Annotated in this window: 8 protein-coding genes; 5 read left to right on the forward strand and 3 right to left on the reverse strand. The window is 71.3% G+C overall.

What is annotated here, in order from left to right; genetic code table 11:
* Positions 1-33: 33 nt before the first annotated feature.
* The 5 genes from ACIBP6_RS22740 (at position 34) to ACIBP6_RS22760 (ending at position 7,091) form a co-directional block, all read left to right on the forward strand.
* The gene (locus ACIBP6_RS22740) at positions 34-702 is read left to right on the forward strand and encodes an amino acid ABC transporter permease (protein ID WP_132622713.1); all 669 of its coding nucleotides are present in this window, start codon (positions 34-36) and stop codon (positions 700-702) included.
* Positions 699-1,616, forward strand: a complete 918-nt coding sequence (locus tag ACIBP6_RS22745) for an amino acid ABC transporter permease (RefSeq protein ID WP_397055047.1) — start codon at positions 699-701, stop codon at positions 1,614-1,616. The genes ACIBP6_RS22740 and ACIBP6_RS22745 overlap by 4 nt, the downstream gene beginning before the upstream one ends.
* A 127-nt stretch (positions 1,617-1,743) precedes the next feature.
* The gene (locus ACIBP6_RS22750) at positions 1,744-2,589 is read left to right on the forward strand and encodes a glutamate ABC transporter substrate-binding protein (protein WP_397055049.1); all 846 of its coding nucleotides are present in this window, start codon (positions 1,744-1,746) and stop codon (positions 2,587-2,589) included.
* A 50-nt stretch (positions 2,590-2,639) separates the two neighbouring features.
* Positions 2,640-4,460, forward strand: a complete 1,821-nt coding sequence (locus ACIBP6_RS22755; protein WP_397055051.1) for a S9 family peptidase — start codon at positions 2,640-2,642, stop codon at positions 4,458-4,460.
* Between the two features lie 36 nt (positions 4,461-4,496).
* Positions 4,497-7,091, forward strand: coding sequence for a serine/threonine-protein kinase (locus ACIBP6_RS22760; RefSeq protein WP_397055053.1), 2,595 nt, complete (start codon positions 4,497-4,499; stop codon positions 7,089-7,091).
* Here the strand turns inward: ACIBP6_RS22760 and rny are convergent, their stop codons facing one another.
* The 3 genes from rny to recA form a co-directional block, all read right to left on the reverse strand.
* Entirely contained in the window at positions 7,092-8,708 is a 1,617-nt protein-coding gene (rny, locus tag ACIBP6_RS22765) for a ribonuclease Y (protein ID WP_397055055.1), read from the reverse strand.
* A 1,247-nt stretch (positions 8,709-9,955) separates the two neighbouring features.
* Positions 9,956-11,470 carry a recombination regulator RecX gene (recX, locus tag ACIBP6_RS22770; protein ID WP_397055056.1) on the reverse strand — a complete coding sequence of 505 codons (1,515 nt, stop codon included), beginning with the start codon at positions 11,468-11,470 and terminating at the stop codon, positions 9,956-9,958.
* An 11-nt stretch (positions 11,471-11,481) separates the two neighbouring features.
* A complete protein-coding gene (recA, locus tag ACIBP6_RS22775; protein ID WP_132616325.1) occupies positions 11,482-12,582 on the reverse strand; it encodes a recombinase RecA in 1,101 nt (366 codons plus the stop codon).
* Positions 12,583-12,590 lie beyond the last annotated feature (8 nt).

A 12,590-nucleotide genomic window follows, 5' to 3' on the forward strand; every position in this document is an offset into this window, starting at 1 on the left:
CCCGGCCGCCGCCGCCCTATGTGGTGGAGCACGATGGAAGATCTGATTAGGTACGCGCCCGACCTCGCCCTGGGGTTCCTGGAGAACATCAAGCTCTCCATCGTGGGCGCGATCACCTCCCTGATTCTCGGCACCATCCTGGTGGCGATGAGAGTTTCCCCCACCCCCGTCCTGCGGGTGGCCGGCACCTTCTACGTCAACGTGATCCGCAACACCCCGCTGACCCTGGTGCTCGCCTTCTCCGCGCTCGGGCTCAGCGACCAGCTCGGGCTGGTCTTCTCCGCCGAGCCCAGGATCAACTCGTTCTGGATCGTCGCGATGGGCCTGTCGGCCTACACGGCGGCGTTCGTCTGCGAGGCGCTGCGTTCGGGCATCAACACCGTGCCGCTCGGGCAGGCGGAGGCGGCCCGGGCGATCGGGCTGACGTTCATGCAGTCACTCCGGATGATCATCCTCCCCCAGGCTTTCCGCGCGGTCGTCGCGCCGCTGGGCAGCGTGATGATCGCCATGATCAAGAACACCACCGTCGCGGTGGCGGGCGGGTTCGCCGCCGAGTCGGCGGCCAACATGAAGGAGTCCTTTGACCAGGTCGGCGCCTCGATCCCGATCTTCCTCGGCATCGTGGTCGCCTTCATGGCCGTGACCCTGCCCGTCGGCTGGTTCACCGGCCGGCTGGCCCGGCGCCTGGCGGTGGCCCGATGAGCACTTCTGTCCTGTTCGACGTTCCCGGGCCGCGGGCGCGGGCGCGCAACGCGCTCCTCACGGTGGCCAGCGTCATCCTGGTCGGCGCCGCCCTGTACGGCATCTACAGCGGCTTCGACGCCAAGGGCCAGTGGCGGGCCGAGATCTGGCAGCCGTTCCTCGAGTGGGAGACGTGGGAGTTCTACATCTTCCCCGGCCTGCTCGGCACGTTGCGGGCCGCCGCGGTCGCCTCGGTGCTCGCCCTGGTCTTCGGCGCGGTCTTCGGCCTGGCGCGGTTGTCCGACCACCGCTGGATCCGCGTCCCGGCGGGCGTGGTGGTCGAGGTCTTCCGGGCCATCCCGCTGCTGCTGCTGATCTTCTTCATCTTCTACCTGGCGCCTGCCGTGGCGGGGCCCGGCGACTACACGTTCATGGCGGTCGTCGTCGGCCTGATGCTCTACAACGGCTCGGTGCTGGCCGAGGTCGTCCGGGCCGGCGTGCTGTCCGTGGCCAAGGGCCAGTCGGAGGCCGCGTACGCGATCGGCATGCGCAAGAACCAGGTGATGCGGCTGGTGCTGCTGCCGCAGGCCGTCACGGCGATGATGCCGGCGATCGTCAGCCAGCTCGTGGTGCTGCTGAAGGACACCGCGCTCGGCTACATCATCGCCTACGTCGACCTGCTCAACACCGGCTTCAAGATCCTGCCGGCGCGCTTCTTCGGCTCGCTGATCCCGGCGGCCATCGTCATCGGCGTCATCTACGTGGCGCTCAACATGGCGCTGAGCTTCCTCGCCACGTGGCTGGAACGGCGTAGCCGGCGCAGCCGCAAGACCTCGGCGGCGCCGATCGAGCCCCCCGGCCAGCCCGCCATCGGTGCCGGGGCGGGCACCGGGCCGCAGGGCGGCGGGGTCGCGGCCGGCCGCGGCATGGAGTGACGGCGGGGCGGCGGGCCCGCGCGCCCGCCGCCTCCCAGGGACGGCCAAGAAAGCCCCAGGTCTGCTTTGCCGCAGGTCCGGGAGCGCCCCTCCGCAGGTAGCCTCCTTGCGAGGAGGTCCGGGAAGCATGCGGGGGGCGGCGCACGCGGGGCTCGTCATGGTGCTGGCCCTGACGGCGTGCGGAGGCGGCGGTTCGTACACGACCGTCGTCGACAAGATCAAGAACACCGGCACGGCCGTCGTCGGCACCAAGGCGGACCAGCCGGGCGTCGGCCTGCGCACGGGCGCCGGCGAGCCTCAGGGCTTCGACGTCGACGTGGCCCGCTACATCGTCAGGCAGCTCGCCGGCGGCGACGACGTCCGGATCACCTGGCGGGACTCGCCGTCGTCGTCCCGAGAGGCGCTGCTCCAGAACGGCACCGTCGACCTGGTCGTCGCCTCCTACAGCATCACGCCGGCCCGCTCGGCCAGGGTGACGTTCGCCGGGCCGTACGTGATCGCCCGGCAGGACACGATGGTGCGGGCCACCGACCCCAGCATCAGGAAGACGACCGACCTGCGCGGCAAGCGGATCTGCCTCGCCGAGGGGTCCAACTCCTACCGCCGGATCGTGGACCCGCCGCCAGACGGGCGGCTGGACCTGCCCGCCGTCCTGGTGCCCGCGGCGAACTACTCCGACTGCGTACGCAAGCTCGCCGCCGGACAGCTCGACGCGGTCAGCACCGACGACCTGGTCCTGGCCGGGTACGCCGAGCAGCAACCCGGCAAGTTCCGGCTGCTGAACGACCCCATCTCGGACGAGAGCTACGGCGTCGGCATCAAGGAGGGCGACGTCGCCACCTGCGAGGCCGTGAACCGGGCGATCGCCCGGATGTGGCAGGACGGCACGGCGACCTCCCTGCTGCGCAAGTGGTTCGGCGGGACGGGGCTCAAGCTGCCCGCCTCACCGCCTCGCCCCCGGCACTGCGGCTGAACCGCGCGGAGCCTCCTGCGTTCGCGCAGATCTTCCGGCAGGATGCGGGTATGCCTTTCTGGCCCTCCCCCATTTCGACCAGAGACGTGGCGAGTTCCGGCACGCGCCCCGCCTGGCCCATCGCCCGCGACGGCCGGGTGTGGTGGACCGAGGACCGTCCCGACGAGAGCGGGCGCACCACCATCGTGTGCCGGGCTCCCGACGGCACCCGCACCGAGTTACTGCCGGCCCCGTGGTCCGCCCGCACCCGGGTCCACGAGTACGGCGGGCGCCCCTACACCGTGACCCCCGCGGGCAAGGTCGTCTTCGCCAACCTGCCGGACCAGCGGCTGTACATCCTGGACGGCGACGGCGACCCGCGCCCGCTCACCCCCGAAGGCGCCCGCTACGCCGACCTGCTGGCGCACGACGGCCAGGTGTGGTGCGTCCGCGAGCGCCACAGCGGCGACGGCAAGGTGAGCCGCGCGATCGTGTCCGTCCCGCTCGACGGCGGCGAGATCCGCGAACGCGCCAACGGCTGTGACTTCTTCGCCTCCCCCGCCGTCTCCCCCGACGGGCGGCACCTCGCCTACATCTGCTGGAACCACCCCCGCATGCCCTGGGACGGCACCGAGCTGCGCGTCACCTCCCTGGCCGACGGCCGCTCCTGGACGGTGAAGGGCGGCCCGGCCGAGTCGGTGCTGGCCCCGGCGTGGAAGGACGATGCCCGCCTCTACCTGATCTCCGACTCCACCGGCTGGTGGAACCTCTACGAGATCGGTCTCCACGGCGACGACGCGCGGGCCGTGCACCCGTCCGAGGAGGAGTTCACGCTGCCGCCGTGGCGGCTGGGCGGGATGCCGTACACCGTGCTGGCCGACGGGCGGCTCGCGGTGCTGCACGGGCGCGGAGACCTGCGGCTGGGCGTGCTCGACCCCGAGTCCGGGGCGCTGACCGACCTCGACCTGCCCTACGCCGGTTGGGACGCCGCGCTGGCCGCCGAGGGCACGTCCGTGGTCGGCGTCGCGTACGCCGCCACGACCCCGCGCTCGGTGGTGCGGGCCGACACGGCCACCGGGCGCCATCTCACGCTCGGGAGCGACCTCACCTCACTGCCCGACCCCGAGTACCTGCCGGTCCCCCGCGCCGTGCGCGTGCCGGGCGAGCGCGAGGTGCACGCCTTCCTCCATCCGCCGTACGCCCCGGCCACCGAGGGCGACACGCCCCCATACGTGATCTTCGTGCACGGCGGGCCGACCGCTCAGGCCGACTCCGCGCTCGACCTGGAGAAGGCGTTCCTCACCTCGCGCGGCATCGGCGTGCTCGACGTCAACTACGGCGGCTCCACCGGCTACGGCCGCGCCTACCGCGAGCGGCTCAGGGGCCGGTGGGGCCTGGCCGACGTCGACGACGTCGTCGCCGCCGCCCGCTGGCTCGCCGCGGAGGGCCTGGCCGACGCCGGGCGGATCGCCGTACGCGGGGGCAGCGCGGGCGGCTGGACGGTCATGGCGGCCTGCTGCCGCTCCGACGTGTTCGCCGGCGGCGTCTCCTACTACGGCATCAGCGCGCTCGCCCCGCTGGTCGCCCACACCCACGACTTCGAGTCGCGTTACGTGGAGTGGCTGGTGGGCCCGGAGGACCCTCAGGTGTACGCCGCCCGCGAGCCACTCGCGCTGGTCGACGGCGTGACCTGCCCCATGCTGCTCCTCCAGGGGCTCGACGATCCCGTGGTGCCGCCGGAGCAGTCGGAGGCCTTCGCCGATGCGCTGTCCGAGCGTGGCGTCCCGTGCACGTACCTCGCCTTCGAGGGCGAGTCGCACGGCTTTCGCCGCACGGAGACGCGGGCCGCGGCGCTCGCCGCCGAGCTTGCCTTCTACCAGCAGATCTTCTGAGCGGATCGGTCACAGCCTGCTAGCATGATCGCCGCTATGGACGATTCCCTCGGCAGCTCCTACCGCCTCGTCGAGATCCTCGGCGAGGGCGCCATGGGCACCGTGTGGCGTGCGCTCGACCGCCGCACCGGGGAACAGGTGGCGGCCAAGCTCCTGCATCCCCGGCTGACGCGCGAGCCCGACACCGTCACCAGGTTCGTCCGCGAACGCACGGTTCTGATCCGGTTACGCCATCCGGGCATCGTGTCCATCCGCGACTTCGTCCTCGAAGGCGACCGCATCGCGATCGTCATGGACCTGGTGACCGGCGGCGACCTGAGCGCCCTCGTACGCCGCTCCGGCACGCTCCCCGCGGCCACGGCCGCCACGATGACCGCCTCGCTGGCCGAGGCGCTCGCCCACGCCCACGAGCGGGGCGTCGTCCACTGCGACGTCAAGCCCGCCAACGTGCTGGTCGACCAGGCCACCGGGGCGCTGCGGCTGACCGACTTCGGTGTCTCCCGCATCCTGCACAGCTCCACCGCCAGCACCACCGGCTCCGTGGCGGGCACGCCCGTCTTCCTGGCGCCCGAGGTGTTGCGCGGCGAGCGTCCCTCACCGGCGGCCGACGTCTACGCGCTCGGCATGCTGCTGTACGAGCTGCTGGCCGGGCGTCCGCCGTTCGCGGGCGGCCACGGGCTGAGCGCGCTGCACTCGGCGCTGCACATGGCGCCGCGGCGGCTGGAGGGCATGTCCGACACTCTCTGGGGCGTGATCGACGCCTGCACCGCCAAGGAGCCTGCCGCCCGGCCGCCGCTCGACCAGCTCACCCCCGTCCTCCACGCGGCCGCCCGCACGGAGCCCCAGCTTCCCCTGCCGCCGGTCTCCCGCGACGAACCACTCTCCGCCACCGCCATCCCGCTCCCCAACACCCCGACCTCCCTGCCCCAGCCCGACACCGGCACGTCCTCACCTCACCCAGGCACCACGACCTTCCCGCCTCACCCCGACGCCGGCCCCTCTGTGCCGCGACCTGACGCCACCACCTTCCCGCCTCAGGCCGACCAAGCGAGCACCCTCCCGCCCCAGCCCGACGCCGCCGCCTCTGTGCCGCGACCTGACGCCACCACCTTTCCGCCTCAGGCCGACTCCAGCACCTTCGCCCCGCAGCCCGACGCCGGCCCCTTACCGCTTCAGGACGACCGAGCCGGCGCTTTCCCGTTCCAGCCTGGCCAGGCCGCCAGCGCCTCCCCTCAGTCCCCTCAGAGCTCGCCCCACCGCGCCCCGGGCTCCTCGCACCCGGGTTTCCCTACGCACGCCGGAGCGGCGCCTGAGAGCTCCACGACCCCCGGCTGGTACCCCGACCCCGGTCCGGGTACCAGCATCCCGCCGCACACGCAGACCGCCGCGACCTCACCGCACCTCCCCGCCCACACGCACGGCTCCCCGACCGCGCCGCACGTCCCGACGCTGGGGCAGGCCGACTCGGCGTCGCCGCACGTCTCGACGCCCGCGTCCGCCAACCCCGCCTCGCCATACCCCTCGACACCCAGACAGGCCGACCCGACTTCGCCGCACGTCCCGACGCATCCGCAGGCCAACCCCGCTTCGCCGCACCTCCCGGTCCTCGGGCAGACAAACCCGCCGCACGGCCCGACGCCCTCGCAGATGGCCCCCGCGCCGCCTAGGAGTGAGGCATCCTCACCCGGTGGTCCTCAGGCGGCGGCCGTCCCCCACTCCGGGCAGGGCGTACCGCAGCCGCCGGGCGCGCACGGGGCCGCGCCGGTTCCGCCTCGCGGCGGCTCGGGGCCGTACCCCGTTCCGGCCGCGCCCGGCTGGGGCGAGGCCACCTCGCCCGCCGTCACCCGTACGGCGCGCAAGCGGGGAGCGTGGCTGGCAGGCGGCGCCAGTGCGGCGGCGGCGGCCGCCGTCGCCGTGTTCATCGTGTCACCGGGGCAGCCGGAGCCCACGCCGTACCGGGAGCAGGCCCAGACCGCGGCGCTCGCGCCGGAGACGACCGCACCGGCCCAGTCCGCACTCCCACCGACCCCGACGGAGCCCTCAACGTCACCGTCCGACCTGGAACCGGCCGACCGGGAAGAGCTGAAACCGTCCGGGCGGGAAGAGAACGCGCCGCCCGGCCACCGGTCGGTCAAGACCACACAGGTCGCCCCGAAGACCACCCCCAAGCCTCGTACGTCCACCTCCGCCCCTCAGAAGAAGAGCCCCACCCCCGAACCCACCACAGAGAAGAAGACCCCCACCCCCGCGGTCACCCTCAAGCCGAGCCCGCCTTCGGCGCCCGAACGCGTAGGCTGCCGGACCTGGTCACCGCCCAAGGACGGCTTGACGATGAGCCCCTGCCTGAAGATCGTCGGCGAGCGCGCCTACATCCAGGCCCGCGCCAAGGGCAAGGTCGGCACGTCCGTCGACCTGTCGATCGAGCTGTACGACTCCCAGGCGAACCGTACGGTCACCAGCCCGCTGCGCTGCCACGACATGCGTTTCGCCTACGAGGGCGAAATGGAGGTCTGCGGCTGGTACGAGGTCACCGCGCCGCGCGGCATCCCGTACGTCGCCCGGCAACGCTGGAAGCTCCGCACCGCGACCGCCTTCGGCGGCGGCTTCGAGAGCCCCGAGCTCACCTGGTGACTACCGGGCGAACTCGGTCGCCCGCGACTCCCGCACCACCGTGATCCGGATCTGTCCCGGATAGGTGAGCTCCTCCTCCACCTGCTTGGCCACGTCACGGGCGATCACCTGGGCCTGGATGTCGTCGATCGCGTCAGGCTTGACCATGACGCGGATCTCCCGCCCGGCCTGCATGGCGAACACCTTCTCCACGCCCTCGTACGACTGCGCGATCTGCTCCAGCCGCTCCAGCCGCTTGACGTACGCCTCCAGAGACTCCCGCCGCGCCCCCGGACGGCTGCCGCTGATCGCGTCGGCGGCCTGCGTGAGGACCGCCTCGACCGTGCGGACCTCGACCTCGTTGTGGTGAGCCTCGATGGCGTGCACCACGTCTTCCTCCTCGCCGTAGCGGCGGGCGATCTCCGCGCCGATCAGGGCGTGACTGCCCTCGACCTCGTGCGTGAGCGCCTTGCCGATGTCGTGGAGCAGGGCACAGCGCTTGAGCAGCGTCGAGTTCAGCCTCAGCTCGGCGGCCATGATGCCGGCGATGTGGGCGGACTCGATGAGGTGCTTGAGCACGTTCTGCCCGTAGGAGGTGCGGTAGCGCAGCTGCCCGAGAAGCAGCGTCAGCTCCGGGTGCATGTCGGTGATGCCCAGCTCGACGAGGGCGTCCTCGCCGGCCCGCGCGCACAGGTCCTGCACCTCCTGGCGGCTGCGGTCGTGGGCCTCCTCGATGCGCTGCGGGTGGATGCGGCCGTCGAGCACCAGCTTCTCCAGCGTGAGCCGCGCCGTCTCCCGCCGGACCGGGTCGAAACAGGACAGCAGCACCGCTTCGGGGGTGTCGTCGATGATGAGGTTCACCCCCGTCGTGGACTCGAACGCGCGGATGTTGCGCCCCTCACGCCCGATGATGCGGCCCTTCATCTCGTCGCCCGGCAGGTGGAGCACGCTGACCACGGACTCGGCCGTCTGCTCGGCCGCCAGCCGCTGCACGGCCAGAGTCACGATCTTCGTGGCCCGCTTCTCGCCCTCCTTGCGGGCGTCGCCCTCGATCTCCCGGACGATCAGCGCGGCCTCACGCTTGGCCTGGTTCTGGATCTCCTTGACCAGCTCGGCCTTGGCCTGCTCGGCGGTGAGCCCGGCGACCCGTTCGAGGACGGCCCGGCGTTCCTCCTCGGCCTGCAGCAGCTCCTCGCGGCGGCCCGCCAGCTCGATCTCGGTCTCGGCCAGCTTCCTGTCGCGCTCGGCCTGCCGCCTCGCCTCCTCATCCAGCCGCTGCTCGCGCTCGGCCAGGCGAGCCTCGCGACGTTCGAGGTCGACACGGAGCTCCTTGAGCTCGGACTTGAGGATGCGGCTCTCCTCCTCGACCTCACGCCGCATCTGCGTGGCGCTCTCGGCCGCCGCCTCCGACCTGCGCAGGATCTCCTCCGCGTCGGTCTCCGCCTTGGCGCGGATCTCCTGCGCCTCCTCACGCGCCTGCTCAAGCTCGCCCTGTACGGCCTGCAACTGCTCAGGGCTCGGCTTGGCGGCGCGGGGCAGGCCGCCCGAAGTGCGTCGTACGACGACGAGAAGCGCAGCGACCATCCCGAACGCGAGCACGAGCACCGCCACCATCAGCACCACGACCAGCGGCCCCATGTGCGCCCCGCCCTCCTCGCGTCGTCAACACCTCATAACGCGGCCACAAAACGGGAGGGGTCACAGACGCGCCGCGGACAGCCCGGTCGGCGTCATCGCCGGGATCGATGTCAAGCAAAGGCCGACCGGGCGTCGGCCTCGAAATCCGAAGCCTCGCCTGCCTCGACCAACCAAGCTTGTTCGTCCGTCGTTCACCGGTATGGCAATCCGCACTGCGCGGAGTAACTCCTCACTGCCGTCGAGGTTATGCGTCGAACAGGTCACGAGCAAGCAAACGCGTCATCAAGCGTGTCTTACGGGGTTGACTCTCCCCATTCCGCCCGATATCCCCCGCTCGCCCCCGAAGCGCCCAGCCGTACAGCCAAAACCCACACAACACCGCGCCCACAGGGGACCCCAAACCCCCGTTCCCACCGAGGATCCCGCACATATTCCCGGCCCATCCGACCCTCGGCTCCAAACTCAACAAAGCCACGGAACCCGCCACCAACCCACATCCGCCGCTCCCAGCGATTCCAAAATCAGATATCCCTCAAACCAGGACCTCGCATAGCAGGACCAAGGGGTCGCCCAGCCCGCCGCCAACGGGTACAGACGGCCTCAAACGACGTCGTCGCCCTCAGCGCGCAGGCCGCCACGCCAGCGTGTGGAACGCCCCCGCGCCAGCCCACCGAGATCCCGCGCCCAAGCCACACGCCGACCGGCGAGAGCCACGCACGGGCCGACCGAAGCCACGCCGGTCCCACCGAAGCCACGCACGGGCCGACGGAAGCCACGCGCAGACCGGCGGGGCCAGCCGTCCGGCGCTCTCGAACGCGACGAACAGGCCACCGGCACCCAAACACCATGGACGGTTCCTTGACATCCGAACCCATGGTCGGTTCCTTGACATCCGAACTTCAGAGACCAGCCCTCTGGATCCCGAGCCCCCTGGGCCGACCCCCTGGCATCCGAACCCCTAGACGGCTCCTTGGCACCCGAACTTCAGAGACCAGCCCTCTGGATCCCGAGCCCCCTGGGCCGACCCCCTGGCATCCGAACCCCTAGACGGCTCCTTGGCACCCGAACCACGACGGAGCGACCACTCTGGCATCCGAACTTCAAGACCGACCTCTGGCATCCGAACTTCAGAGACCAACCTCCTGGCATCCGAACCTCAGAGACCAACCTCCTGGCATCCGAACCTCACGGACTGGCTCCTTCACATCAAGGACACGACCGAGGGCGACACGCAGTTCGGTGACCTGCTACGGGAGGTCTTCCTCCATCTCGATGCCCTCCTGCTCCAGCGCCTCGCGAATGACGCGGAAGGCCAGGCCGGACGGATAGCCCTTGCGGGCAAGCATGCCCGCCAACCGGCGGGTGCGGGTCTTCGGGTCGAGGGATCGGGTGGCGGAGAGCTTACGTTCGACCAGCCGCCGGGCCGTCTCCGCCTCCTGGTCGGGGTCCAGCCGCTCCACCGCCTCGCTGACGGTCTCGCTGTCGACACCACGATGGCGCAGCTCCGCCGCCAGAGCCCGCTTGGCCAGACCGCGGCCGTGGTGCCGGGAGTCGACCCAGGCCGCCGCGAACGCCTCGTCGTTGATCAGCCCAAGCTCCGAGAACCGGCTGAGCACCGCCTCGGCGGCCTCCTCCGGCACGTCCCTCTTCCGCAGCGCCTCGGCAAGCTGAGCACGCGTCTTGGGCGCCATCGTCAGCAGTCGCAGGCAGATGTTCCGCGCCACGGCCTCCGGATCGGCCTCGGCTGCAGAGCCGGACCGTCCCTTCCCCGTACGCCCCTCCGCCATATGTCCCGCACCCGCGCCGGCCTGGTCGCCTGCACGCCCGGCCTTGCGCCGCTTTCCCCCTCGGGACCGCCCGCGAGCATCGCTCTCGCCCCCGGCTCCCCCACGGGAATCCCAGTCGGCCTCGACACCAGTCGAACGATCACCATCGGAGGCCCAGCCCACCGGGCGATCCCCATCAGGAGCCGAACCGGTCAGACGATCGCTCCCGGAAGCCCAACCAGTCGAATGATCACCATCGGAAGCCCAGCCGGGCGGATGGTCGCCACTGGGAGCCCAGCCGGGCGGGCTGCCCGCATCGGTGTCCTCGCCAGAAGAGCGGTCGCGCCCGCGTGGACGCTGCCCGGCCCGTTTGCCGCCGGCACGGCCGGACCGCCTGCCGGACCCCCCGGACCGACGGCCCCCGCTCGCTCTCTCGGTCTCGTCGCCGCCCCGATCGATGCCCTGCTCGCTCTGGTCGGCCGCGAACCAACTGCTCCCGGCCAGGACCTCGGCGTGCCACTCGCTCCCGGGACGCGCGTCCGTGCGGCCCTCGTCCGGAGCACGTTCGGCGGAACCGATGGCCGCCTCACCCCCGATCGGAGCCGATGGCGTCGTCTCCACGTCAGAGACGGCCTTCGGCTCCTCCGCTGCGGAGACAGGCCTAGAACCATCCCTCTCGAAGACAGACCCTGAATCATCCACTCCTGACACAGGCCCTGGGCTACCCGCTTCGGACACAGATCCTGAATCACCGGCCTCGGAGATAGGCCCGGAAGCACCGGCCTCGGAGACAGGCCCTGGACCATCCGCCTCGTAAGGCGCGGTGGACGGTTCCTCTGCGCGCAGGCGGATGCGTTGTTCGCGCCACTCGTCCACCGATGGCCAGCCGTCGGCGGATGAGCGCGCCAGGTCGCGCCCGCCTGATGAGCCCGATGAGGGGAGCCGGGCGCCCCGGTCGGGGAGGTGGGGCGCCTGTGGGCGATCGGTGTTACTCATGCGTCAGGCGATCAGACGTCACCCGGCTTCGGGGTGGACTTCGAGCCACGGCCGGACGAGGCGGCGGCCGGAGCCGCGGCAGGGGCCGGAGCGGCGGCCTCGGCGGGAGCGTCAAGACGCGGGCCCACGCCCAGCTTGTCCTTGATCTTCTTCTCGACCTCGTTGGCCATGTCGGGGTGGCTCTTCAGGAAGTTGCGGGCGTTCTCCTTGCCCTGGCCCAGCTGCTCGCCCTCGTACGTGTACCAGGCGCCGGACTTGCGGACGAAACCGTGCTCCACGCCCATGTCGATGAGGCCGCCCTCGCGGGAGATGCCCACCCCGTAGAGGATGTCGAAGTCGGCGACACGGAAGGGCGGGGCCATCTTGTTCTTGACGACCTTGACCCTGGTGCGGTTGCCGACCGCCTCCGTGCCGTCCTTGAGCGTCTCGATGCGGCGGATGTCCAGCCGGACGGAGGCGTAGAACTTCAGCGCCTTACCACCGGTCGTGGTCTCGGGGCTGCCGAACATGACGCCGATCTTCTCGCGGAGCTGGTTGATGAAGATGGCGGTGGTGCCGGTGCTGTTGAGGGCGCCGGCGACCTTGCGCAGGGCCTGGGACATCAGGCGGGCCTGAAGGCCGACGTGGCTGTCGCCCATCTCACCCTCGATCTCGGCCTTGGGCACCAGGGCCGCCACCGAGTCGATGACGATGATGTCGACGGCGCCGGACCTGATCAGCATGTCGGCGATCTCGAGCGCCTGCTCGCCGGTGTCGGGCTGGGAGACCAGCAGGGCGTCGGTGTCGACCCCCAGCTTCTTGGCGTATTCGGGGTCGAGGGCGTGCTCGGCGTCGATGAACGCCGCGATGCCGCCGGCCCGCTGGGCGTTGGCCACCGCGTGCAGCGCGACCGTGGTCTTACCCGAGGACTCGGGGCCGTAGATCTCCACGATGCGCCCGCGCGGGAGCCCGCCGATGCCGAGGGCGACGTCGAGCGAGATCGACCCCGTGGGGATCACCTCGATGGGAGCTCGGGCGTCGTCGCCCAGCCTCATGACAGAGCCCTTGCCGAACTGCCGCTCGATTTGGGCGAGCGCGGTCTCGAGGGCCTTCTCGCGGTCGTTGATTGCCATGGAACTCC

Origin of the sequence: Nonomuraea terrae (assembly GCF_044465245.1) — a bacterium.
Classification (GTDB): Bacteria; Actinomycetota; Actinomycetes; order Streptosporangiales; family Streptosporangiaceae; genus Nonomuraea; species Nonomuraea terrae.